This is a genomic window from Aliarcobacter cibarius, assembly GCF_013372265.1.
In the GTDB taxonomy this organism is placed as follows: Bacteria; Campylobacterota; Campylobacteria; order Campylobacterales; family Arcobacteraceae; genus Aliarcobacter; species Aliarcobacter cibarius.
Map to the genome: position 1 here is coordinate 36,908 of NZ_CP054051.1, position 24,041 is coordinate 60,948.

At 30.0% G+C, this 24,041-nt stretch carries 27 protein-coding genes, 2 tRNA genes, 3 rRNA genes and 1 pseudogene; 19 read left to right on the plus strand and 14 right to left on the minus strand.

Annotated elements, in window-relative coordinates; translation table 11 throughout:
* The first annotated feature begins 72 nt into the window (after nucleotides 1-72).
* On the plus strand, nucleotides 73-1,464 hold the full coding sequence (locus ACBT_RS00175) for an aldehyde dehydrogenase family protein (protein ID WP_024775737.1): 1,392 nt from the start codon (nucleotides 73-75) through the stop codon (nucleotides 1,462-1,464).
* A gap of 72 nt (nucleotides 1,465-1,536) precedes the next feature.
* Nucleotides 1,537-2,184, plus strand: coding sequence for a uracil-DNA glycosylase (gene ung, locus ACBT_RS00180; protein ID WP_024775736.1), 648 nt, complete (start codon nucleotides 1,537-1,539; stop codon nucleotides 2,182-2,184).
* Between the two features lies 1 nt (nucleotide 2,185).
* Here ung and ACBT_RS00185 read toward each other — a convergent pair whose 3' ends face one another.
* Nucleotides 2,186-2,533: a nitrous oxide-stimulated promoter family protein gene (locus ACBT_RS00185; RefSeq protein WP_024775735.1), complete on the minus strand. Its 348-nt coding sequence runs from the start codon at nucleotides 2,531-2,533 to the stop codon at nucleotides 2,186-2,188.
* Between the two features lie 82 nt (nucleotides 2,534-2,615).
* Here ACBT_RS00185 and ACBT_RS00190 point away from each other — a divergent pair, with 82 nt between their 5' ends.
* From ACBT_RS00190 to ACBT_RS00200, 3 genes are all read left to right on the plus strand, one after another.
* A complete protein-coding gene (locus ACBT_RS00190; protein ID WP_024775734.1) occupies nucleotides 2,616-3,272 on the plus strand; it encodes a Crp/Fnr family transcriptional regulator in 657 nt (218 codons plus the stop codon).
* Between the two features lie 49 nt (nucleotides 3,273-3,321).
* Nucleotides 3,322-3,678: a ComEA family DNA-binding protein gene (locus ACBT_RS00195; RefSeq protein WP_024775733.1), complete on the plus strand. Its 357-nt coding sequence runs from the start codon at nucleotides 3,322-3,324 to the stop codon at nucleotides 3,676-3,678.
* 79 nt (nucleotides 3,679-3,757) lie between these two features.
* Nucleotides 3,758-4,177 (plus strand): YchJ family protein, encoded by a 420-nt coding sequence (locus tag ACBT_RS00200; protein WP_024775732.1) that lies wholly within the window; start codon nucleotides 3,758-3,760, stop codon nucleotides 4,175-4,177.
* An 11-nt stretch (nucleotides 4,178-4,188) separates the two neighbouring features.
* Here the strand turns inward: ACBT_RS00200 and ACBT_RS00205 are convergent, their stop codons facing one another.
* Entirely contained in the window at nucleotides 4,189-5,034 is an 846-nt protein-coding gene (locus tag ACBT_RS00205; RefSeq protein ID WP_024775731.1) for a YitT family protein, read from the minus strand.
* 178 nt (nucleotides 5,035-5,212) lie between these two features.
* Here ACBT_RS00205 and ACBT_RS00210 point away from each other — a divergent pair, with 178 nt between their 5' ends.
* Nucleotides 5,213-5,950: a YaaA family protein gene (locus ACBT_RS00210; RefSeq protein WP_024775730.1), complete on the plus strand. Its 738-nt coding sequence runs from the start codon at nucleotides 5,213-5,215 to the stop codon at nucleotides 5,948-5,950.
* A gap of 3 nt (nucleotides 5,951-5,953) precedes the next feature.
* Nucleotides 5,954-6,922 (plus strand): zinc transporter ZntB, encoded by a 969-nt coding sequence (locus ACBT_RS00215; protein WP_024775729.1) that lies wholly within the window; start codon nucleotides 5,954-5,956, stop codon nucleotides 6,920-6,922.
* Between the two features lie 20 nt (nucleotides 6,923-6,942).
* Here the strand turns inward: ACBT_RS00215 and ACBT_RS00220 are convergent, their stop codons facing one another.
* The 6 genes and pseudogenes from ACBT_RS00220 to secG all read right to left on the minus strand — a co-directional run.
* Nucleotides 6,943-8,028 carry an MFS transporter gene (locus ACBT_RS00220; RefSeq protein WP_024775728.1) on the minus strand — a complete coding sequence of 362 codons (1,086 nt, stop codon included), beginning with the start codon at nucleotides 8,026-8,028 and terminating at the stop codon, nucleotides 6,943-6,945.
* Nucleotides 8,029-8,514: an RDD family protein gene (locus ACBT_RS00225; protein ID WP_024775727.1), complete on the minus strand. Its 486-nt coding sequence runs from the start codon at nucleotides 8,512-8,514 to the stop codon at nucleotides 8,029-8,031.
* Nucleotides 8,514-9,122: an orotate phosphoribosyltransferase gene (gene pyrE, locus ACBT_RS00230; protein ID WP_024775726.1), complete on the minus strand. Its 609-nt coding sequence runs from the start codon at nucleotides 9,120-9,122 to the stop codon at nucleotides 8,514-8,516. Before pyrE ends, ACBT_RS00225 begins: the two co-directional genes overlap by 1 nt.
* 2 nt (nucleotides 9,123-9,124) lie before the next feature.
* A complete protein-coding gene (gene frr / locus ACBT_RS00235; protein WP_024775725.1) occupies nucleotides 9,125-9,682 on the minus strand; it encodes a ribosome recycling factor in 558 nt (185 codons plus the stop codon).
* 13 nt (nucleotides 9,683-9,695) lie between these two features.
* Entirely contained in the window at nucleotides 9,696-10,637 is a 942-nt protein-coding gene (locus tag ACBT_RS00240) for a polysaccharide deacetylase family protein (protein ID WP_024775724.1), read from the minus strand.
* A 19-nt stretch (nucleotides 10,638-10,656) separates the two neighbouring features.
* A pseudogene (gene secG, locus ACBT_RS00245) lies at nucleotides 10,657-11,004 on the minus strand (preprotein translocase subunit SecG); the annotation flags it as partial.
* 96 nt (nucleotides 11,005-11,100) lie between these two features.
* Here secG and ACBT_RS00250 point away from each other — a divergent pair.
* Complete coding sequence (locus ACBT_RS00250) at nucleotides 11,101-11,793, plus strand: methyltransferase (protein ID WP_024775722.1); 693 nt, start codon at nucleotides 11,101-11,103, stop codon at nucleotides 11,791-11,793.
* Here the strand turns inward: ACBT_RS00250 and ACBT_RS00255 are convergent.
* The gene (locus ACBT_RS00255) at nucleotides 11,745-12,149 is read right to left on the minus strand and encodes a hypothetical protein (protein WP_024775721.1); all 405 of its coding nucleotides are present in this window, start codon (nucleotides 12,147-12,149) and stop codon (nucleotides 11,745-11,747) included. The genes ACBT_RS00250 and ACBT_RS00255 overlap by 49 nt on opposite strands.
* A 42-nt stretch (nucleotides 12,150-12,191) precedes the next feature.
* Entirely contained in the window at nucleotides 12,192-12,887 is a 696-nt protein-coding gene (locus tag ACBT_RS00260) for a Bax inhibitor-1/YccA family protein (protein WP_024775720.1), read from the minus strand.
* 413 nt (nucleotides 12,888-13,300) lie between these two features.
* On the opposite strand from ACBT_RS00260, the gene ACBT_RS00265 reads away from it, so the two are divergent.
* The 8 genes from ACBT_RS00265 (at nucleotide 13,301) to ACBT_RS00300 (ending at nucleotide 20,115) form a co-directional block, all read left to right on the plus strand.
* Nucleotides 13,301-14,818: ribosomal RNA gene (locus ACBT_RS00265) — 16S ribosomal RNA — on the plus strand.
* A gap of 103 nt (nucleotides 14,819-14,921) precedes the next feature.
* A tRNA-Ile gene (locus ACBT_RS00270) sits at nucleotides 14,922-14,998 on the plus strand.
* A 10-nt stretch (nucleotides 14,999-15,008) separates the two neighbouring features.
* Nucleotides 15,009-15,084, plus strand: a tRNA-Ala gene (locus tag ACBT_RS00275).
* A gap of 371 nt (nucleotides 15,085-15,455) precedes the next feature.
* Nucleotides 15,456-18,369 (plus strand): 23S ribosomal RNA (locus ACBT_RS00280).
* 166 nt (nucleotides 18,370-18,535) lie between these two features.
* Nucleotides 18,536-18,651: ribosomal RNA gene (gene rrf / locus ACBT_RS00285) — 5S ribosomal RNA — on the plus strand.
* Together the 16S, 23S and 5S rRNA genes with 2 tRNA genes alongside form the textbook arrangement of a ribosomal RNA operon.
* A 127-nt stretch (nucleotides 18,652-18,778) precedes the next feature.
* Nucleotides 18,779-18,883 (plus strand): VF530 family DNA-binding protein, encoded by a 105-nt coding sequence (locus ACBT_RS11845; protein WP_407647539.1) that lies wholly within the window; start codon nucleotides 18,779-18,781, stop codon nucleotides 18,881-18,883.
* Nucleotides 18,884-18,917: 34 nt separating this feature from the next.
* The gene (locus ACBT_RS00295; protein WP_151029452.1) at nucleotides 18,918-19,967 is read left to right on the plus strand and encodes an IS630 family transposase; all 1,050 of its coding nucleotides are present in this window, start codon (nucleotides 18,918-18,920) and stop codon (nucleotides 19,965-19,967) included.
* Nucleotides 19,957-20,115 (plus strand): VF530 family DNA-binding protein, encoded by a 159-nt coding sequence (locus ACBT_RS00300; protein ID WP_084031380.1) that lies wholly within the window; start codon nucleotides 19,957-19,959, stop codon nucleotides 20,113-20,115. Before ACBT_RS00295 ends, ACBT_RS00300 begins: the two co-directional genes overlap by 11 nt.
* Nucleotides 20,116-20,184: 69 nt before the next feature.
* Here ACBT_RS00300 and ACBT_RS00305 read toward each other — a convergent pair whose 3' ends face one another.
* The gene (locus ACBT_RS00305; protein WP_084031379.1) at nucleotides 20,185-20,562 is read right to left on the minus strand and encodes a transposase; all 378 of its coding nucleotides are present in this window, start codon (nucleotides 20,560-20,562) and stop codon (nucleotides 20,185-20,187) included.
* 122 nt (nucleotides 20,563-20,684) lie between these two features.
* On the opposite strand from ACBT_RS00305, the gene ACBT_RS00310 reads away from it, so the two are divergent.
* Nucleotides 20,685-21,194, plus strand: a complete 510-nt coding sequence (locus ACBT_RS00310) for a TnsA endonuclease N-terminal domain-containing protein (protein ID WP_024776272.1) — start codon at nucleotides 20,685-20,687, stop codon at nucleotides 21,192-21,194.
* Here ACBT_RS00310 and ACBT_RS11815 read toward each other — a convergent pair.
* Nucleotides 21,152-21,298, minus strand: coding sequence for an ATP-binding protein (locus ACBT_RS11815; RefSeq protein ID WP_235619545.1), 147 nt, complete (start codon nucleotides 21,296-21,298; stop codon nucleotides 21,152-21,154). The two genes, ACBT_RS00310 and ACBT_RS11815, sit on opposite strands and share 43 nt — an antisense overlap.
* Between ACBT_RS11815 and ACBT_RS11745 the strand changes: the two genes are divergently transcribed.
* Nucleotides 21,234-21,431 (plus strand): hypothetical protein, encoded by a 198-nt coding sequence (locus ACBT_RS11745; RefSeq protein WP_024776271.1) that lies wholly within the window; start codon nucleotides 21,234-21,236, stop codon nucleotides 21,429-21,431. The two genes, ACBT_RS11815 and ACBT_RS11745, sit on opposite strands and share 65 nt — an antisense overlap.
* Before the next feature lie 1,100 nt (nucleotides 21,432-22,531).
* Here the strand turns inward: ACBT_RS11745 and ACBT_RS00320 are convergent.
* Nucleotides 22,532-22,702, minus strand: a complete 171-nt coding sequence (locus tag ACBT_RS00320) for a hypothetical protein (protein ID WP_169729055.1) — start codon at nucleotides 22,700-22,702, stop codon at nucleotides 22,532-22,534.
* Between the two features lie 54 nt (nucleotides 22,703-22,756).
* Between ACBT_RS00320 and istA the strand changes: the two genes are divergently transcribed.
* Nucleotides 22,757-23,260 carry an IS21 family transposase gene (istA, locus tag ACBT_RS00325; protein WP_228130330.1) on the plus strand — a complete coding sequence of 168 codons (504 nt, stop codon included), beginning with the start codon at nucleotides 22,757-22,759 and terminating at the stop codon, nucleotides 23,258-23,260.
* 309 nt (nucleotides 23,261-23,569) lie between these two features.
* On the opposite strand, the gene ACBT_RS00330 is transcribed toward istA, so the two are convergent.
* Nucleotides 23,570-23,983 (minus strand): hypothetical protein, encoded by a 414-nt coding sequence (locus ACBT_RS00330; RefSeq protein WP_024776269.1) that lies wholly within the window; start codon nucleotides 23,981-23,983, stop codon nucleotides 23,570-23,572.
* Between the last annotated feature and the right edge of the window lie 58 nt (nucleotides 23,984-24,041).

Sequence of the window (24,041 nt, forward strand, 5' to 3'; positions counted from 1 at the left end):
AAATATCATTTCAAAGGGGCTTTAAATTTAAAGCCCCTTTTTTAATTTAAAACATTCAAAGGAGAAAATATAATGAGTACTATTGAAGTTACATCACCATTTGATGGAAAAGTAGTTGGAACTGTAAAATTTAACAGTTACGAAGAAGTTGAGGCAGCTATAGATTTAGCACATAAAACTTTTTTAGATAGAGCTAATTGGTTACCAAAATATAAAAGAATTGAGATTTTAGAAAATGTAATGAAAATTATGTCTTCTCAAGTTGAAGAGCTTACAATTCTTTGTGCAAGCGAAGGTGGGAAACCATATATTGATTCAAAAGTTGAAATTCAAAGAGCTATAAATGGAATTAAAATTGCTATTGAGCAAATTGGATTACAAGAAGGACATGAAATTGCTATGGGTCATACTGTAAGTTCTGCAAATAGAATGGCGTATACAATGAAAGAACCAATAGGTGTTGTTGCTGCAATTTCTGCATTTAACCACCCATTTAACTTAGCAGTTCACCAAGTAATTCCTGCAATTGCTGTTGGTTGTCCAGTTATTATTAGACCAGCAACTCAAACTCCAATGAGTGCAATTAGACTAGTAGAAATTTTAGAAGAAGCAGGTTTGCCAAAAGGTTGGGCGCAAGCAGTTGTTTGTGATAGAAATGCAGGTGAGTTATTAGTAACTTCTCCAAAAACAGCATTCTTTACATTTATTGGTTCAGGTCCAGTTGGTTGGTACTTAAATTCAAAATCATCACCAGGAACAAGAAGTGCACTAGAGCATGGTGGAGTTGCTCCTGTAATTGTTGAGCCAGATGCAGATATAGAAAGCATGATTCCAGATCTTGTAAAAGGTGGATTCTACCATGCAGGTCAAGTTTGTGTATCAGTTCAAAGAATTTTTGTACACGAATCAATAACAGATTTAGTAGCTTCTAAAATTGCTGAAAAAGCTTCAAAATTAGTTGTAGGAAATCAATTAGACCCTAAAACTGAAGTTGGACCATTAATTAATCACAATGAAGTAAATAGAGTTGAAGAGTGGGTTAATGAAGCAGTTACTAAAGGTGGAAAAATTTTAACTGGTGGAAAAAGAATTTCTGATTCATGTTTCCAACCAACTGTTATTCTTAACCCATCTGATGATGCGATTATTTCTCAAAAAGAGATTTTTGGACCAGTTGTAGTTGTATATTCATATAAAACGTTAGATGAAGCAATTTCAAGAGCAAATCAATTAGATGTTTCTTTCCAAGCAGCAGTATTTACAAAAAATATTGATACAGCATTAATAGCAGTTAAAAGCTTAAATGCAACAGCAGTTATGGTAAATGATCATACAGCATTTAGAGTTGACTGGATGCCATTTGGTGGAGCTAAAACTTCTGGTTTAGGTTTAGGTGGAATTCCTGATTCTATGGCAGAAATGCAAAATCAAAAAATGATGGTTATAAAATCTCCAGTTTTATAATTTTAGAATTTACGATATATTTTAAAGCTAAGGTTTTTATAGCCTTAGCTTTTTTTATTTAAAAGGATAAAAATGACTTGGGAAGAAGTAATAGCTTTAGAAAAGCAAAAAGATTATTATAAAAATTTAAAAAATGAAATAGATAAAAAATATGAGGAAACAATAGTGTTTCCAGAAAAAGAAAATATCTTTAAAGCATTTACTTTAACAAAGTTAGATAATTTAAAAGTAGTAATTTTAGGACAAGATCCTTATCATGGAGTTGGTCAAGCTCAAGGATTAGCTTTTTCGACACCTTCAAATATAAAAAATCCACCATCAATGCAAAATATTTTAAAAGAGATAGAAAGTGATTTAAGAAGAAAATCTGTTTGTGAAAATGGAGATTTAACAACTTGGGCAGAGCAAGGTGTATTACTTTTAAATACTGTTTTAACTGTTCAAGAGTCAAAAGCTGGAAGTCATCAGAAATTAGGATGGGAAATATTTACAGACAATATTATTAAATATATCAGTCAGAATTGTAATGATATTGTATTTTTATTGTGGGGTAGCCCAGCAATTAAAAAAAGCAATTTAATAGATAAAAATAGACATCATATACTCTCATCAGCTCATCCAAGTCCACTTAGTGCATATAGAGGATTTTTTGGTTGCAAACACTTCTCAAAAACGAATGATATTTTAAAAACATTGAATAAAAAAGAAATTATTTGGTAACTTAATTAAACAGATTCATAACTCTTGATTTTATTTTTCCAAGAGATAATTTAATAGCTGAATATTTCATAACTTTTGCAATTTCTTTCCATTTTTCTTTTTCATAGCAGGGAGTAGGGCAAGCTCTACATCTTGGTTTTATATCATGAGGACAATCTTTTAATTTATTAAATGAGTAAGATATAGCCTTATAACACTCCGTACATAAACTTAATAATAAGAAGTACTTTTGATTTTTGTAATTTAAAAGTTCTAATTTTGATTCTTGATTTGTATGTTTATCTCTACAGTATAATTCATAAAATTTTTTGAGCGTATTTATCTCAATTTCAAATTTATCATTTGTCATTTTGTTTCTTTTACTTTATTTTATAGCATATTTACATACAATCATTAATATAAAATTGATAAATATCAATGAAGGAGAAAAAATGACATCAGGAGCTAAACGAAATGATGATTATGCTTTTTTTAGTTTTTTGAAAGAAGAAGATTTAAAAAGGTTAAAAGATATAAGTTTTAAAAAAAGTTATAAAAAGGGCGAAATATTATTTTACAAAGGTGAAGAATCGAAATATTTACATTTATTAATTAGAGGGATTGTTAAGCTATACACTCACGATTTTAAAGATAATGAAGTTGTAATTCATAATTTAATGGGACCATCATTAATAGCAGAAATAGTAAATTATGAGGAGATAAATTTTTTAGCAAATTGTGCATTTGAAACAGATTCAGATGTGTTATTGATTGATTACAAAAAATTCAAGGAAGAATTCTTATTAAAACCAGAAATTACAATGTTTTTTATAAAATCACTTACAAAAAAAATAAAATTTTTAGAAAATTTCATAAATTACAACATAACACTAAATAGTATGGAAAAAATTGCTAAATTTTTATATGAAAATGAAGAGATACTAAAAAATTTAAGGCAAGTAAAAATCGCACAAATTTTAAATATAACACCAGAAACATTTTCAAGACAGTTAGCAAAACTTAAAAAAGCAGAAATTATTGAAAATGAAAAAGGTTCTATAAAAATACTAAAACATGAAGAATTAAAAAAATTTATTACCTCTTACTAAAATTATAAAGTTATAATATAATTTTTTACATTATTTTTAAGGAGTGTAAATGAGAAATATTTTAGCTATTATGGCTTTAAGTGGTAGTTTATTATTTGGTGCAGTTAACCTTCAAACTGCTTCTAAAGAAGAGCTTATGAGTATAAAAGGTATTGGTGAGAAAAAAGCTGAACAGATTATTGAATATAGAAAATTAAATAAAATTTCAAAACCTGAAGATTTAAAAAATATAAAAGGTTTTGGAGATGGTGTAGTTGAAAATGTTCAAAATGATGTAAAAGAAAAAGATTATATATCAAAAAAAGCTACTGAATTAAAAGAAGAGCCATCTAAACAAGTAAATAAAAAAATAGATGACAAAGTAAATGATTTAGATAGTAAACTTCAAAATAAACTTAAATTCTAATCTTTTAATTACAAACTAAAGTGAAATCTCTTTAGTTTGTAAATTTATGATAAAATCTTTCAAAAATTAAAGGAAGATTTTGAAACTTACCGTGAATTCTCTTTGTCCTTGTGGAAGTTTAATAAAATATAAGAAGTGCTGTAAAATTTTTCATGATAATATAAAAAATCCATCAAATGCTTTAGAACTTATGAAATCTAGATTTAGTGCATATGCTTTTAAAAAGAGTGATTATATTATAAAAACAACACATAAAGATAATATTGATTACTCCATAAATACTGAAATTTGGAAAAAGGAAATAGAGCTTTTTTCATCAGATACAATTTTTGATAAATTAGAAATTTTAGATTTTATAGATGCAGATATAGAAAGTTTTGTTACATTTAAAGCAACACTTTATCAAAATAAAAAAGATGTATCTTTTATAGAAAAAAGTAGATTTATAAAGGAGAATGGTTTATGGTTATATGTAGATGGAGAGTTTTTAGACAATTAGAATAGTATTATTTAAATACTATTCTCTCTTCCTAAGAATTCTGAAGCTTCTGCAATAATCATAAAACCATCTGGATCATATTTTCTAATTAATTCTCTTAAAAGTTCAATTTTACTTACATCAACTGCAACATATATTACAGTTTTTTGTTGTCCCTGATGCAATCCAATCCCACTTAGAATTGTTCCATGCTCTTCAATTCTCTCTCTTATTTGTTCTTTTAAAACTTCAATATTAGTTGATAGTATATTTACTATTTTTTTAGAAGGTCTTCCTGTAAGTAAAACATCAAGAACTTTCATTCCTACATAAACACTTAGTAAGCTATAAAGAGATTTATCAATATCATTGTAAACAAAAATTGATGCAAACATTATTATTGCATCAATAGCTAGTAAAACTTCTGCTGCTTTAAACTTTGTTTTCTTTGCAACGATTTCTCCAATAACTGATGTGCTTCCTGTTGAAGCTCTACCTTTTATAATTAATCCAATACCTAAACCAATAAATATTCCACCAAAAATTGCAGCTAATAAAATATCATGTGTAATTGCATTAATTTTTATAACTTCTTTTAAAATATCTGTAAAACTTGATAGTAAAATAACAACAATAAAAGTTTTAAATAAATAGTATTTTCCAAAATATATATATGAAAGTATTAAAAAAGGAATGCTAACCATAGCCATAAAAATACCTAAAGTAATAGATGGAAATACTGTATGGAGCAATAAAGATATACCAATTCCTCCACCTGTAATAATCTCATTTGGAGATAAAAAAGTTACTGTTCCAAATGATAAACAAAAAGAACCAAGGATTATAAAAATGTATTGTTTTAAATTAAATTTTTTCATATTGTTCCAATATAGATAGTATTTACTAAAAGTTTTAGATTTGAAGATGTATTAATTCTTTTTAATAGTAGGCTTTTAGTATAGTTAAAATAGACGTTTTATACCTTAAATTGTATAATAAGTTTTCGTAAACCTTTATTATATAAGGTTTGTAAGTAGAATAGATTTAAGGATAATAATGAAGATACTTTTTTCTCCAAGTGAGACAAAAATTGGCGGAGGGGATATTAAGTGTATTGATAAAAATAGTTTTATATTTCCAGAACTTTTTGAAAAAAGATTAGAAATTTTAGAAAAATACAATAATTATTTAAAAAATGCTTCAAATAATGATTTGGAAAAACTTTTTGGAACAAAAAAAATTGAAGTAATTGAAAAATATAAACAAGATATTTTTAAAAGTCCAATAATGAAAGCAATTCAAAGATATGAAGGAGTTGCTTATGATTATTTAAATTATAATAGTTTGGAAGTATCTGCACAAAAATATATAGATGAAAATACACTAATATTTTCTAATATTTTTGGGGTTATTAAAGCTGATGATAAGATTCCAGATTATAAGTTAAAACAGGGTGAAAGTTTTGAAAATCTAAAAATTGATAAGTTTTATAGTGATAATTTTAGCCAAACCTTAGATAATTATCTTCTAGATGAAGATATATTAGATTTAAGAGCTGGATTTTACGAAAAATTTTATACTATAAAAAAGCCTTACTTAACAATGAAATTTATAAAAGAAGGAAAAGTTGTAAGTCATTTTGCAAAAGCTTATAGGGGAGAGATTTTAAAACTACTTGCTTTAAAAAATATAAAAACATTTGAACAATTATTAAATTTACAAATAGAAAATTTGAGTATTGTTGAAATTAAAGAACAGAAATTAAAAAAAGAGATAGTATACACAATAGGATAGTGGATGAAAAATATAGATTTTATAGGGTTTGTACTAGATAAAGAGGGGTCTGCTAAAGAGATAGCTTTTAATGAAATTGATAATTATAAGAAACATGATAACCTTTTGTGGTTACATTTTAACTATACAAAAGCAGAAGCAATAGAGTGGATTAGTACAAAGAGTGGTATAGATAATATAGCTGTTGATGCATTATTGGTTGATGAGACTAGACCTAGAACAATAGTTTTAGGTGATAATTTACTTCTTGCTTTAAGAGGTGTAAATTTAGATCCTAATTCAAAACCAGAAGATATGAAATCTATAAGATTGTATATATCAGAAAATATGATAATAAGTACAAGTAGAAGAACTATTTTATCAGTTATTGAGATGATTGACGAGTTAAAAAAAGGAGTTGGAATAAAAAGTCCTTCAGAATTTTTAGTTGAACTTACATACAAAATGATTGATAGAATTGATAGTGTTATAGATAAAATTCATGATAGAAGTGATTTATTAGAAGATAGCATCTTAGAATCTATAAAAAAGAATCAAAGAGTTGAAATTCTAAATATTAGAAGAGAAATTATTATATTAAAAAGATATCTTAGTCCACAAAAAGAAGCTTTAATAAAACTTTATAACGAAAAAATTTCATGGTTAAATGAATATCAAAAGATAGAGTTAAGAGAAACGAATGACCAATTAATAAGACATATTGAAGAGTTGGATACTATTAGAGATAAAATTATGTTAATTCAAGATGAACTTGTAAATAATCTTAGCCAAGAACTAAATAGTAAAATGTATATTATGGCTATAATCTCTGCAATTTTTTTACCTCTGACATTTTTAACTGGACTTTTAGGTATAAATGTTGGTGGAATTCCAGGTGCAGAAAATGAAAATGCATTTTATATTTTTACTATAGTTTTATTATTTGTTGTTACATTTCAGTTTTTTATATTTAAAAAGAGTAAGTGGATATAAGATAAATATAATTCTTTGGTTTAATTATCTTTTTTTATAAAATACATTGCAATAAAGGCAAGCATTGCGAATATTGCACTGTATAAAAATAGATTCTCTCCGTAAGTTTTACCAGCAACTAATGCTCCTAAAAAACCGCCTAATCCATATGCAAAACCATACATAAATTGTTGAGCCAATTTTTTATTCTCATATAAACTGTATAAATACATAATTGATGCTGTGTGAAATAATCCAAACGAAAATGCATGTAAACTTTGAGTGAAGAAAGCAATCTCAAGAGAATTAGGATAAAGATATAATAAATACCATCTAAATGCTGTTATTGCTAAACAAATTTTTATTAAGTTTTCTAAATTCTTTTTTAATATAGGGGCTTGAAAATAGAGCATTAAAATTTCACAAATAACACCAAAAGCCCATAAATATGATGTCATCTCAAGACTCATTCCATGGTCAGTTTCATATATTGTAAAAAAATTATAAAACCCTCCAAAACTAAATTGCATAAAAAATAGAGCTAACCAAAATGGGAAATATTTAAAAAATGAGAATTTCTTATTATCTGGAGTTTCAATTTCATTTTTTACTTCATATTTTAAAAGGACTATAGAAAAAATAGCAGTTAAAACAATTACAACTAAATAAAAATGAATAGCAATAAAGCTAGAAGTTAAAACTTTTGCTAAAACAATAGCAATAGCCATGAAACCAATAGAACCAAAAAGTCTTGATTTTCCATATCCTTCTTTTCCTAAGTTTGATATGGCAATTACTTCTAGGTAAGGTAAAATAAGTGATAAAGCAGCTGCTAATATTGCATTGTTTAACAAAAACAAGAAGAAGTGTTCAAGTGTTAGATAAAAGCATGAAACACCAACGATTGAAGTTATTAAAGCAACTATAAATATCTTATTATCAAGTTTGATATGTTTTAAAAATAAAAAAGGTACTGCAAATCTCATAAGAGGGGCAATTGCTAGTACTATTCCAATATCAAAATATGAATATCCAATATCATTTAGAACTTTCGGTAAAAATATTACATAAATTCCAGTTGCTGCAAAATAGAAAAAGTAAAATGCAGATAGATTAAAAAATAGCATTTAGGAGTCTATAATTTTTGTGTTTGATAGTATATCTTGGAAAGTTTTTCTTTCTTTATTTATATAAGGGGTAAACATAAAGAATATTGAAATTACAGAAGCTAATGTAGCCGCATATCTAATAATTACTTGTAAAACAGAAATTCTAGCTAATGATTTGTTATCTACAAGTTTTAAATCATAAGCTTTTAATCCAGGAGTTTGACCGTTTTTTAGCCAAAAAATAGCAATGATTATAAAATGAATAGCAAATATAATTCCCCAACCAAGAGTTCTATTCTCAGCAAATTCTTGACCACTACCCATAACAAGATAGATAACTATGTACAAAATTGGAGTCGTAATTAAAAAAGTATCTGTTAAAAAAGCTTTGAATCTTGAAGATAGTTTCGAAGACATATATTTTGAAGAGTTTTGTAAAACTGTGTTAGAGTTAGTTTTATCTTCATTCCCTCTATTTTGTTTTACATCTCTCCATTTAGCCATTAGTTCCCTCTACTTCCAGGTTTAATAGCTATACTTCCTTCTTTACACATAGGACAATCTTCAGGACTATACATTTCAAATGCAAAATCTTCAAGTGCAAAAAGCGGTTTATCAAGTGGTAATTTACAGTTATCTTTTCTTTCAATAGAACTTCCAACTCTTTGGCAGAAACCTCTATTTGCAAGAGCTGCATAAGCAACAACTTCTCCTCCACCTTTTACAATTTCTCTAGCAGCTTCTAAAGCACTTCCTCCAGTTGTTATAATATCTTCACAAACTAGATATTTCTCACCAGATTTTACTTCAAAACCTCTTCTAATTGTCATTTCTCCATCAGCTCTTTCTGCAAAGATAAATCTTACATCTAAAGCTGTTGCAAGTGCAAATCCAGCAATTAATCCACCAAGTGCAGGTGCACAAACAGCATCAATTTTAATACCAGATTTTTTAATCTCTAAAGCCAGTGCTTCAGCTAAAACTTTTGCAGTTTTTGGATCTTCTAAAACTTTTGCACTTTGTAAATAAAATCTTGAATGGTTACCGCTGCTTAGTTTAAAATGCCCTTCAAGTAAAGCACTAGCATCTTTATATATTTGTTCTATATTCATATTTATACCGTTAAAATTTCTTTCTCTTTTGATTTTAAAGTTTCATCAGCTTTTGCTACAAAACCATCAGTGATTTTTTGAATCTCATCTTGTGCTTTTTTGTTATCATCTTCAGTGATTTCTTTATCTTTTAGCATATTTTTAATTTTTGTGTTAGCATTTTGTCTAATATTTCTAATTGCTACTTTTGCGTTATCTGTCATAATTTTAGCTTGCTTTGCAGTTTCTTGTCTTTGCTCAACTGTCATTGGAGGGAAAAATAGTTTAATTACTTCACCATTGTTATTTGGATTTACACCAATATTCGCAGTTTGAATAGCTTTTTCAATAGTTCCTAAAAGATTTTTTTCCCAAGGACTAATTGTAATAGTTGTAGCATCAGTTGCTAATACAGAACCAACTTGAGATAAGTCAGTCATTGTTCCATAGTAATCAACCTTGATGTTATCTAAAATATTTACACTTACCTTACCAGTTCGTAAAGTTTTGTAATCTCTTTTTAAAGATTCAATAGATTTCTCCATTTGCTCTTTTGTTTGTGAATAAACTTCATTCAACATAAAAAATTCTCCTTTATTTGATTAGTAATTTGTTGGAAATAGTGTAGTAATCAGTGCTTATAGCAACTCTACTTCTATTTAAATTCAACTTCTTATTTAATTTAACTTCTATTATACCATTATTTACTTTTACATCTTGCCAATTGTAAGTTGAGACAAATACTTTAGCTTCTTTAATCTCAGGATTAACCCTAGCTTTTATAGTTTGTAAAATACCATTTTTAGGATATTCTTTTGGTTCAATCCATTCAACTTCTAAAGTTTTATATTTTATTTTCTCTTTTATATCTACATTTCCAACTAAGGCTATTCTATTTATATCAAAAATATTGCTTTTTGAATTTATTGAACCATTATTTTGATCTAGTATAGAGATAAAATCAAATTTTTCTATCTCACTTTGTACTCTATCATCATATTCACCAAAAGGATAAGAATAAATTTTTGCTTTATATCCCATATTCTTTTCAAAAATTTCAATAGCTTTTTTAGTATCTTCTATAATCTCCTGATTTGAAAGTTTAACTAAGGATTTATGTGAATAAGAATGAAGTTCTACATCCCCATATTTTTTTGCTTCCCTTAGTTCATCCCAAGTCATAAAGTCATTGTATTTGCTATTTGTTGCTTCAATATATACAAAAAGTGTAAATGGATAAGCATATTCTTTGAAAAGATTTAAACCATTTTCGTAAAAACTTTTATATGCATCGTCAATAGTTAAAGCAACCCAATTTGAAGGAATTTCTTCTCCATTTTTTAGTTTATTTAGAATTTTTCCTAAAGCTACAACTTCATAATTGTGTTTTTTAAAATATTCAAATTGTGTTTTTAATTCTTGTAAGCTAGTGTTAGTGCTTTGATGTTCTGAATCATTGAATCTATGATAAACAAAAACCTTTGCATCTGCTAGTAGATACAAAGGTAAAAAGAAAAGAAGTAATAAATACTTCATATTATTTTAATTATTTACTCTCAGGAGCTTTATTTTCAGTTGTTGGTGCAACTGGAGCTGTTGGTGCAGATTGAGCAGGAGTTACTGGGCTAGCCGGTATTAAAGACTCTTGTTTTACTGAATCAATAGCACTTTTATTTCTCTCTTGATTATATGTGTACCCTAAGAAAAGAGTATTTAATACAAAGATTAATCCTAAAAACATAGTTGCTTTTGTTAAAAAATTAGCAGGACCTTTTGCTCCAAAAAGTGATTCATTACTTCCACTATATGCTCCCAATCCCATACTTGAGCTTTTTTGAAGAAGCACTACGATTACAATAAGTACTGCTAAAACAAATTGAACTATTAAAAGTGTAGATGTCATTATCTATATTCCTTTTTAAAAAATGGTTTCTATTTTATCGAATGCTTATTAAAAACTAGCTAAAATAAAACTTAAAATTTTAAATCGAAGAGATAAATGCAACAAAGAAATCAATTCTCAAAATATGCTAATGAATATAAGTCTTATAATATTATTCAACAAATTTGCGCAAAGTCATTGGTTAGAGAGTTAAAATCAAAACCAAAGAGAATTTTAGAATTAGGTTGTGGAAGTGGGCAAATTTTTGCAAATGTAAATTGGGAATTCGATAAATATTTGGCAATAGATGGTTCTCAAGAGATGTGTAATCTTCATCCAAAAGTAAAAAATCTTGAAATTAAGTGTTTTAATTTTGATAGTGTTGAATTTTTTAATGAAATAAAAGATAAAAATTTTGATATGGTTATATCATCTTCTGCTTTGCAGTGGTCAAGAGATTTAAAAAAAGTAGTAGAAAATTTATCAAAAATAACGAAAGAGATAAATGCAGTACTTTTTACATCAAATACTTTTAAAACAATTCAAAATATTACAGCTACAAAATCTCCTATTTTAGATGAAAATAGTATTAAAGAAGCATTTTCTACTTATTTTAAATGTGAATTTGAAACAATACTATATAAGTTAGAATTCTCTAACAAAAAAGAACTTTTTGATTATATAAAAAAATCAGGTGTTAGTGGAAGTAGTGAACTACCATATGAGAAAGCTAAAAAGCTTTATAAAGAGTACAATATAAACTATTTAGAATTTGAAGTTATTTTTGTTAAAACAATTTCTAAATTATAAAGTTCATATCTTATATATTTAAAGTTTTCACTATCTTTGATTGAATAAAGTTTCAATAACTCTTCTAAAACTCTTGCACTTTCTTGTGCTCTTTTAAAATTTGCTATTAAAATTGAGTTTAAATCATCTCTATTTTGTTCACTTTTAATTGATTGTCTTAGAACATCATTCTGAACATCTCTTGAAGCTAAAATTTCATAAAAATTTTCAACTCTTGAAAGGTGTCTTAGATTTTTTAATTTTGTAGAAAGTTCTTTATCATTATAGATATATCTAAAAACATCCTCTACAACTCTAATTCCTTCTCTTAATCTATTAAGGTTTGCATCTATTATTCTGTAAGTGTTATTATTCATATATTTTATTAAATAAAGAGACTGTTATAGCCTCTTTATTCCTTATTCATTATTCTTAGCTATACCAAGAATTTGAAGAAGTGATATAAATAAGTTGAAGAAGTCTAAATATAAAGATAGAGCAGCTTCAACAGGAGAATCATAATGTCCTTTGATTATATTTTGTGTATCATACAAAATAAATGCAGAGAAAATTAAAGCTCCAGCACTAGCGATCATTAATTGCATCATTGATGATTGAATAAAGATATTTGAAATACCAGCAACAATCATAATAATTAAAGCAATGAATAAAAATTTACCCATAGAGCTAAAATCTCTTTTAGTTGTCATAGCAAACATAGATATAGCACCAAATGCAATAGATGTCATTAAAAATGCTTGACCAACGATAGCAGCTCCATCAGCCATTGCAAAAATTGATGCTAAAAGAGGAGCAATTGTAAGACCTGTAATAAATGTAAATACAAATAAAACAGCTAAGTTTACACCTGGAGTGTGTTTAACTCTTGGAATTACAAACCATATTAAAGCAATTTCAATTGCAAATAAAACCCATTTCATAGGACCCATTAAAATATTAACCATACCAAGCCCTATATATGAACCAGCAGTAGCAGCTAAAAGTGAACCAGCAAACAATTGATAAGTAGCTTTTAAAAAGCTCATTAAATATGCTTGAGATGATTCTTGTGAATATTCAGACGATTTATTAGTTAAATAATCTCTGTTGTACATTTCCCTTCCTTTTTATATTATAGTTTTATAACCTTTTTTACTTAATAAATCTTATTAAGTTAGATATTATAGTATATAAAATTGGTAAATAAAAGGTAAATAAGAACAATTTCCAAAATTTAAGCGACATTTAAGCGTATAGCTCTTGACAACTGAGAAAAATCCTATTATAATTCCCGTCCAATTTGACCGAGAGAGGTTAAGTTAAGATCTTTAAAAAATGAAGTAAGTTTGTAAAGATAATAATCTTTGTAAACCGAATATGTTAATCTTAAATATTCAATACAAAAAAATAATGAACAAGAAGTCAAATTCTTGTCTATAAATTTGAGTGATAATTTTGTAATTTAGTAATAAAAAACAAAAATGTCAGTTTCATACACTACATAATGATTAATTAGATTAATCAATAATTTATGGAGAGTTTGATCCTGGCTCAGAGTGAACGCTGGCGGCGTGCTTAACACATGCAAGTCGAACGAGAACGGGTTATAGCTTGCTATAATTGTCAGCTAAGTGGCGCACGGGTGAGTAATGTATAGGTAATATGCCTCTTACTAAGGGATAACAAATGGAAACGTTTGCTAATACCTTATACTCCTTACTAACTAAAGTTAGTAAGGGAAAGATTTATTGGTAAGAGATTAGCCTGTATTGTATCAGTTAGTTGGTGGGGTAATGGCCTACCAAGACTATGACGCATAACTGGTTTGAGAGGATGATCAGTCACACTGGAACTGAGACACGGTCCAGACTCCTACGGGAGGCAGCAGTGGGGAATATTGCACAATGGACGAAAGTCTGATGCAGCAACGCCGCGTGGAGGATGACACATTTCGGTGCGTAAACTCCTTTTATATAAGAAGATAATGACGGTATTATATGAATAAGCACCGGCTAACTCCGTGCCAGCAGCCGCGGTAATACGGGGGGTGCAAGCGTTACTCGGAATCACTGGGCGTAAAGAGCATGTAGGCGGATTAATAAGTTTGAAGTGAAATCCTATAGCTTAACTATAGAACTGCTTTGAAAACTGTTAGTCTAGAATGTGGGAGAGGTAGATGGAATTTCTGGTGTAGGGGTAAAATCCGTAGAGATCAGAAGGAATACCGATTGCGAAGGCGATCTACTGGAACATTATTGACGCTGAGATGCGAAAGCGTGGGGAGCAAACAGGATTAGATACCCTGGTAGTCCACGCCCTAAACGATGTACACTAGTTGTTGTGAGACTTGATCTTGCAGTAATGCAGTTAACACATTAAGTGTACCGCCTGGGGAGTACGGTCGCAAGATTAAAACTCAAAGGAATAGACGGGGACCCGCACAAGCGGTGGAGCATGTGGTTTAATTCGACGATACACGAAGAACCTTACCTGGACTTGACATAGTAAGAACTTTCTAGAGATAGATTGGTGTCTGCTTGCAGAAACTTATATACAGGTGCTGCACGGCTGTCGTCAGCTCGTGTCGTGAGATGTTGGGTTAAGTCCCGCAACGAGCGCAACCCTCGTCCTTAGTTGCTAACAGTTCGGCTGAGAACTCTAAGGAGACTGCCTACGCAAGTAGGAGGAAGGTGAGGACGACGTCAAGTCATCATGGCCCTTACGTCCAGGGCTACACACGTGCTACAATGGGATATACAATGAGCCGCAATACGGTGACGTGGAGCAAATCTTATAAAATATCTCCCAGTTCGGATTGTAGTCTGCAACTCGACTACATGAAGTTGGAATCGCTAGTAATCGTAGATCAGCTATGCTACGGTGAATACGTTCCCGGGTCTTGTACTCACCGCCCGTCACACCATGGGAGTTGAACTCATTCGAAGCGGGGATGCTAAAGTAGCTACCTTCCACAGTGGATTCAGCGACTGGGGTGAAGTCGTAACAAGGTAACCGTAGGAGAACCTGCGGTTGGATCACCTCCTTTCAGAGAAATAAGTTAAGATTTGTTTCTTAACTATTCAGAAGAACAAAGAAGATTTAAGATAATATGTTCGGTTTATAAAGATTATTTGAAAAAATAGGTGAAGGGGCCTATAGCTCAGCTGGCTAGAGCGCTCGACTGATAATCGTGAGGTCTCAGGTTCAAGTCCTGATAGGCCCACCATAAATAATCTGGGGAATTAGCTCAGCTGGGAGAGCGCCTGCTTTGCACGCAGGAGGTCAGCGGTTCGATCCCGCTATTCTCCACCATCTATTAAACTTAAGAGTGTAAGAGCTTTTAAAGTTTTAATATAAGTTTTATAATATGATTATAAGATTTATATTAGAACTTAAAAAAATAGGTTTCTAAATGATATTTAAAAATATAATGTTAAAGTCTTTAAAATTTTTTCGTAAATTTGAATAGCGATATTTGAATTTAAATAAAAAAATTTCATATCTAAAAAATTTAATAGAGATATTAAATATAACTATAGATAACACAACTATATTATTGAACAATATGTTTAATAAGATAGTAGCCAAAGAATATTATCAAATTTAGAAGTTGTAGTTTACTATAACTTTTAGGCAAGAAAAAAGGAACCTGAATAAAATCGTAAGATTTTTTTAGACTCCGTTTATAAGCTATTAAGGGCTAATGGTGGATGCCTTGACTGTAAGAGGCGATGAAAGACGTATTAGGCTGCGATAAGCCTCGGGGAGCTGCCAAAGAGCTTTGATCCGGGGATTTCTGAATGGGGCAACCCAATATAATGAGAATTATATTACCCTACGGGGAGCGAACCTGGTGAAGTGAAACATCTCAGTAGCCAGAGGAAGAGAAATCAATTGAGATTCCGTCAGTAGCGGCGAGCGAACGCGGATTAGGACAAACCCAATGCTTGCATTGGGGGTTGTAGGACTATAATGTGTAGTTAAAGAGAATAGATGAATTAGTTGGAAAGCTAGAGCATAGAAGGTGATACTCCTGTAATTAAAATTCTCAATAACGCTAATAGTATCCTGAGTAGGTCGGAACACGTGATATTTTGACTGAAGCTGGGGGGACCACCCTCCAATCCTAAATACTACTTACAGATCGATAGTGAACAAGTACCGTGAGGGAAAGGTGAAAAGTACTGCAGCGAGCAGAGTGAAATAGAACCTGAAACCATTAGCTTACAATCATTCAGAGCCCTATGATTTATCAGGGTGATGGACTGCCTTTTGCATAATGAGCCTGCGAGTTGTGGTGTCTGGCAAGGTTAAGCCAAGTGCGAAGCCGTAGCGAAAGCGAGTCTTAATAGGGCGACATAGTCAGATGCTGCAGACCCGAAACGAAGTGATCTATCCATGAGCAGGTTGAAGCTGGTGTAAGAGCCAGTGGAGGACCGAACCCGCTGACGTTGAAAAGTCTTGGGATGACTTGTGGATAGGGGTGAAAGGCCAATCAAACTTCGTGATAGCTGGTTCTCTCCGAAATATATTTAGGTATAGCCTTGTGTTGTAGCATATAGGGGTAGAGCACTGAATGGGCTAGGGCTGCTTACCGCGGTACCAAACCCTATCAAACTATGAATACTATATGTGGAATCACAGGAGTCAGGCGGTGGGTGATAAAATCCGTCGTCAAGAGGGGAACAACCCAGACTAACAGCTAAGGTCCCTAAGTTACATCTAAGTGGAAAACGATGTGGAGTTACTGTGACAACCAGGAGGTTGGCTTAGAAGCAGCCATCCTTTAAAGAAAGCGTAACAGCTCACTGGTCTAGTGATTCTGCGCGGAAAATATAACGGGGCTAAGATGTACACCGAAGCTTTAGATTCAATTTTTAATTGAGTGGTAGGAGAGCGTTCTATTCAGCGTTGAAGGTATACCGGTAAGGAGTGCTGGAGCGGATAGAAGTGAGCATGCAGGCATGAGTAGCGTTAAAACAGGTGAGAATCCTGTTCGCCGAAAACCCAAGGTTTCCTACGCGATGCTCGTCATCGTAGGGTTAGTCGGGTCCTAAGTCGAGTCCGAAAGGGGTAGACGATGGCAAATTGGTTAATATTCCAATACCAACATATAAGCGCGATGTGGGGACGCATAGAGTTAATCGAGGTCACGGATGGAAGTGTGGCTCGAAGGATGTAGGTTGTTAAGTAGGCAAATCCGCTTAACGTTAGACCGAGATCTTACAGGCTCTTGACACTCTTCGGAGGAGATGGAGAATCGATGATACTGTCGTGCCAAGAAAAGCCACTAAGTATATTATATGTTGCCCGTACCGTAAACCGACACAGGTGGGTGGGATGAGTATTCTAAGGCGCGTGGAAGAACCCTCTTTAAGGAACTCTGCAAACTAGCACCGTATCTTCGGTATAAGGTGTGCCTACTTTGGTATATGGACTTGCTCCAAAAAGCTAAAGAGGTTGCAACAAAGAGTCCCTCCCGACTGTTTACCAAAAACACAGCACTTTGCTAACACGTAAGTGGATGTATAAGGTGTGACGCCTGCCCGGTGCTCGAAGGTTAATTGATGATGTCAGCGCAAGCGAAGCATTTGATCGAAGCCCGAGTAAACGGCGGCCGTAACTATAACGGTCCTAAGGTAGCGAAATTCCTTGTCAGTTAAATACTGACCTGCATGAATGGCGTAACGAGATGGGAGCTGTCTCAAAGAGGGATCCAGTGAAATTGTAGTGGAGGTGAAAATTCCTCCTACCCGCGGAAAGACGGAAAGACCCCGTGCACCTTTACTACAGCTTGACACTGTAGCTTGGATATTCATGTGCAGGATAGGTGGGAGGCTATGATGACTAGACGCCAGTAGAGTCGGAGCCATCCTTGAGATACCACCCTTGAATATTTGAGTTACTAACTGCGATGAGTTAACCTCATTCAGGACAATGTCTGGTGGGTAGTTTGACTGGGGCGGTCGCCTCCTAAATAGTAACGGAGGCTTACAAAGGTTAGTTCAGATGGGTTGGAAATCCATCGTTGAGTATAATGGCATAAACTAGCTTGACTGTGAGACCAACAAGTCGAACAGAGACGAAAGTCGGTCATAGTGATCCGGTGGTTCTGCGTGGAAGGGCCATCGCTCAAAGGATAAAAGGTACGCCGGGGATAACAGGCTGATCTCCCCCAAGAGCTCACATCGACGGGGAGGTTTGGCACCTCGATGTCGGCTCATCGCATCCTGGGGCTGTAGTCGGTCCCAAGGGTATGGCTGTTCGCCATTTAAAGCGGTACGCGAGCTGGGTTCAGAACGTCGTGAGACAGTTCGGTCCCTATCTTCCGTGGGCGTAGGAAAGTTGAAGAGATTTGTCCCTAGTACGAGAGGACCGGGATGAACCAACCACTGGTGTACCAATTGTTCTGCCAAGAGCATCGTTGGGTAGCCACGTTGGGATGTGATAAGAGCTGAAAGCATCTAAGCTCGAAGCCAACTCTAAGATGAACTTTCCCTGAAGTTCCCAGCAAGACTAGCTGGTTGATAGGCTGGATGTGTAATGGGTGTAAGCCCTTTAGCTGACCAGTACTAATAGAACGTTTGGCTTATTTTAAACAATTTTCTTTGGTTTACTATCTTATTAAGCATATTTATTATGTTTAATTAGTGTTTATTAATATAGATACAAATATGAAATACAAATAAAGACTTTAACATTAGATTCTCAAAATCACAATTTGAGTGTTAAGAGTTTATTCAAGCTTTTAACACTCGAATTTGCTGGTGGTTAAAGAGAAGTGGAAATACCCAGCCCCATTCCGAACCTGGTAGTCAAGCACTTCATCGCCGATAATACTGCAGGGTCCCCTTGTGGAAACGTAGGTCGCTGCCAGCTCTTTGAGTTTTTTTCCCAAAAGCTTACCTTTTTACATCTTATCGGTGTAAAGTGGTAAGCTTTTTTTTTACGCCTTCTTCTGTATTACTTATTTCACATTAGGAAAATCTCTTGAATAACAATCCCAATAACCCTTCATGGTTTAAAATTAGAAACTATCTTAGTAAAATTAGTAGAGTTTTATGGTTGGAATGAATTAGGGAATAAAATTATTACTACACCGATAAATTAAACTAATATTATGGATATTGTTGGTACAATTTCTAATGGAAAAATTAGATAAAAATGATGCAAGAAAAGTAGATTCAAAAACATTGCAATATCTTCGGGATAGAGCAATAAAATTAAGAGAGAGTGGTGTTAGTAATATTGAGACAGCTAGTATTTTAGGTTTATCAAAAATTACAACTTCAAGATGGTATAGTAAATACAAAAAAGATGGACAAAAAGCTCTTAAAGTTCAAAAGACAGGTAGACCAAAAAAGAGTGGTAAACGCCTTAGTGATGAACAAGAATCAAGAATTATTAGTATGCTAATAGATACAACACCAGAACAGCTAAAATTTAAATTTGCCCTATGGACAAGGGAAGCAGTAAAACAATTGATTTTGAGAGAACTTGATGTTGATATGCCAATATCAACTGTTGGAGATTATTTAGCTAAATGGCAATTTACATCTAAAAAGCCAATAAAAAGAGCTTATGAGAGAAAAGATAGTGCTACAAAAGCTTGGCTTGAAATAGAGTACCCAAAGATAAAAAAAGAAGCAAAAATAAATAATGCTGATGTTTGGTGGGCAGATGAAACAGCTTGTGTTTCATTGCCAAGTAATCTAAAAGGATATGCACCAATAGGAAGTAAAATAAAACCAATATTAACTCATACAGCTAAAAAGTTTAAAGTTAATATGATAAGTGCTATTACTAATACAGGTAAATCAATGTTTGCACTTTATGATGATTCAATAGCTACTGATAATTTTATAGATTTTTTAGAAAAAGTAATAAAGTCAAATGATAAAAAAGTATTTATGATAGTAGATAACCTAAGAGTACATCATGCTAAAAAAGTAAAAGAGTGGGAAGAAGAGAATAAAGATAAAATAAAACTATTTTATCTACCACCATACTCTCCTGAATTTAACCCAGATGAATATTTAAATCAAGATTATAAAAGTAATGTACATAAAAATGGTCTGCCAAAGAATCAAAAAGAATTGAAAGAAAACACACAAAATTATATGGAGAGTTTACAAAGAAATCCACAAAAAGTTGCAAATTTCTTTTTACATCCTAGTGTGAAATATGCTAGTTGATAAAATTAACTCTGTTTATTGGGGGAGTAATAATATTAGATGTTTTAATTTTGATCCATCTATAAGTTCAAGTCTTAAATTTTTAAGAAAAACTTCTTGGGCTAGAGAAAAAGTAGAAAAACTATATTTAAATACATTTTCTAATTAAATAAATTATAGGAATATATATGATAAAAAAAATTGATGTTATTACTCCCCCAATAAAATACATAAATAATTAGCCAGCATATTTCACACTAGGATGTAAAAAGAAATTTGCAACTTTTTGTGGATTTTTTTGTAAACTCTCCATATAATTTTGCGTATTTTCTTTTAACTCTTTTTGATTCTTTGGCAGACTATTTTTATGTACATTACTTTTATAATCTTGATTTAAATATTCATCTGGGTTAAATTCAGGAGAGTATGGTGGTAGATAAAATAGTTTTATTTTATCTTTATTCTCTTCTTCCCACTCTTTTACTTTTTTAGCATGATGTACTCTTAGGTTATCTACTATCATAAATACTTTTTTATCATTTGACTTTATTACTTTTTCTAAAAAATCTATAAAATTATCAGTAGCTATGACAAGTTCAATTAAAAGTGATACAATTAACTACTATAAAAAGGTTATTAATGAAAAATAGTTCAATTAAAGATACTACAGAATATAGAATAAGAATGTATAATATAAATTATTTTTAAATAAAAATGCTACAAAATTTAAGGTAAAAAATGAAGATAAGTCATAAGAATCGTAAAATTGGATATACATATGGAAGTACCTCTGGAAAGTTTATGTTTAGAAATAAAAAGATTATTCTTTTTGAATCATTACTAGAAAAAAGTTTTTTACAAGTTTTAGAATTTAATGATATGGTTTTAGACGTTGTAGAACAACCTTTTACTATTGAAACTCAAACAACAAAGGGGAATAAGGGTTCTTATACTCCTGATTTTTTAATTTATTTTAAAGAGCCAGAGTTAAGAACTACTAATCCAATAAAACCTATTGTTGCAGAAGTTAAACCTTCTAAAAAATTAATTCAAAATAGAATTGAACTTAAACAGAAATTTAAATCAGCAATAAAATTTTGTAATGAACAAGAATTTAGATTTAAAATTTTTAATGAAAATAGAATTAGAAGTACTGAAGTTGATAACATTGTTTTTTTAAATAGATATAAAGACTATAAACCAGATCAATCTAAAATAGCATCAGCAACTGTGTCATTATTTAAATAGTTATACCAACTTGAAACAGGTAATTGAGAAGTAATTATTGTGGAATTTATCTCTGTTCTATCTTCAATTATTTCAAATAAATTTGTTGCATCATCAGTTGTAATAGTTGAAGTTCCAAAGTCATCTAAAATTAGTAATTCAAATCTTTATATATTCAAAGATTTTTTCACTTGCTTGTTTCAAATTGAATCTTTTTTGGATTTAAATTATATTTTTATTTTGCAAATAAAAATATAATTTAAATGTATCGCTATAAGCTTTGATTGTATTATTACTAGCACCAACTGTTAAAGAAAGGTATGTGTTGAGATATTTTGATAAAAAGTATAAAAAACTATTTTTCATAATCTATATCCACATAAATATAAAAACTTACAGAGTAAGAAGAGATAAATTTTAATAAATATCTCTTTGGTTTAGAGATAAACTTTTTTATAGAACTAAAAATAAAATTAGTATATTTTCTTGTAAAGAGAAAATGAATATTTTTATAAAATCATTATAACAAAAGATACTTCTTTGATACAAATTTTCAATCGAAATATAAAAACTTACAGAATAAAAAGATATATATTTTAATAAATATCTCTTCATTATTAAGCCAATTTTTTACTCAAAACTAGAGATAGAATTTATAAAAATTAGTAAATATTTTACATAAAAATTCAAAAGAAGATATACATTTTTGATGTAAATTTTCAATCAAAATATAAAAAATTACAAAGCAAAAAGAGATAAATAAATTCAAAAATCAGTTAAGTATTTCAATATTTTTTGTAAAAAAAGATATAAATTTTAATAAATATTTCTTCATTATTGAACCAATTTTTTACACAAAATTTACATATTTTTTAATTGCATTTTAGTCAAATTCTGTATAAAAAATGAGGTAAAAATTTCTAATATCTTGTTGTAAAAAAATCACTATTTTTAAAAACTTATGTTTTGCTGAATAAGTTATTTTATTATTAAATAAGGGGGTTTTTCAAAAATCAATTTTAAGTTTAATTTAAGAATTAAATTATTAGCAAATATATGTATTTTTTACTTTAAAATAATATTTATTTTATTGATTTTTTAACTAAAGATAAAAAATAAAAAAAGTGTAAAAAACTTAACAAAATCAAAAAACCTCCGTCCTAAATATTAAATTTTAATTTTTGAAAAGAATATTTAGAGAAAAAATATTAAAAAAATAAATATAAAAACATACTTTTGTAGTATAAAAATAATCAAAATATATAGCTTTAAAGATTTGATTTTTTTAGATTTTTTTGAGAATTAATACAACACCCCAGTCGGGTGGAGTATTTTTTAGAAATAATTATAAATATTATTTATTTAGTTATTTTTTTATGCTCTTCGATTTCTTTTTCCATGTTTTTTACTATGGCTAAAACATCATCATCAAACAAACTTGAAGGGTCAGAAACAGTATTAATATTGAACTCAATATCATTAAGAATTTTTACTTTTCTTCCGTATAAAAATGCGTTCCAAGTGAACAAAAATAAATTCACTAAACCATCACCTTTGAATGAAGTTGAGTAGAGAAATTATTTATAGACTTCAGTGGTATGACTATGAATGTTTTAGATAAAGACAGTGGTGAAATAAGTAAAGTTCAGATATTCGTTGCTGTATTAGGAGCTTCTGATTATCCATTTGTAAAAGCAATTGCAACTCAAAGTAAAAAAGATTTTATAAATGTACATGTTGATATGTTTAAATACTTTGGTGGTGTTCCAAATATATTAGTACCTGATAATTTAAAAAGTGCTGTAAGTAAAGCTTGTAACTTTGATCCAGATATAAATCCTGATTATTTAGCAATGGCTAGACACTATAACACAGTAATAATTCCAGCAAGAGTTGCTAAACCAAAAGATAAAGCTAAAGTTGAAAATGGTGTAAAAATAGTTCAAAGATGGATATTAGCAAGATTAAGAAATCATATCTTTTTTAATATTGAAGCTTTAAATCTAGCAATTGAAAAATTGATTCCAATTTATGTAAATAAAAAGATGAAAAGGCTTGATAAAAGTAGACTAGAACTATTTGTATAATAGAGGTGAAAAAAAGATAAACAAAATATAATAAAATTAATATTATTTTAATGCTTTATAGTTTGTATAAAATTCTTTCAATTTAGTTCAACCTAACATTTCAATTCAGTTTAATTTAAATGTAACTAACATATAATTATTTTGATAGTTTAAATATAACAATATTTGAATTTATCGTTTTTATCTTAGAGTATAATTCTTATATTTGGGGATGGAAACATCTTGCTTAGGCGTGAAGTGGGGTTACGACCAGTACCTGAAAAGGTTAGTCCTAGATGACTTTTAACTGCTATCGTCTCACTTCCATTATCAGTTTTTTCTATAACTTGTCACTACCAGTTTATTTTTATAGATTTCATTAGTTACTAGTATCAATTCTTTTTGGTTTTTTAACATTTTGTATGTGGAAAGTTCATTGTTTGATACACCGACTTCATTTAATTTCAAAGCATTTTTAAATAGTATAGGTAAATTTAAAATATCCATAGTTTGTAAGTCATTTGGATTATAATGTTTTTGAAGGATGTGTCTAAAACCTTTGTTATCATCACCCATTCTGAGTAATATAATCTTGTCATTCACTTTAAATTCTACTTTATCAACTTTACCATTAATAAATTCTATCATATCTTGTTGATATTTTTTGAATTTAGTATTTTTTTTTGATTCAATAATTTTTATTTCTTTTTTTATCTTAGCAAGATTCTCAGAATATATACTCAATTTATTTTTCCAATGTAATAAGTTCAAATTAAATTTTGAGAAGTATATCAAAAAAAAT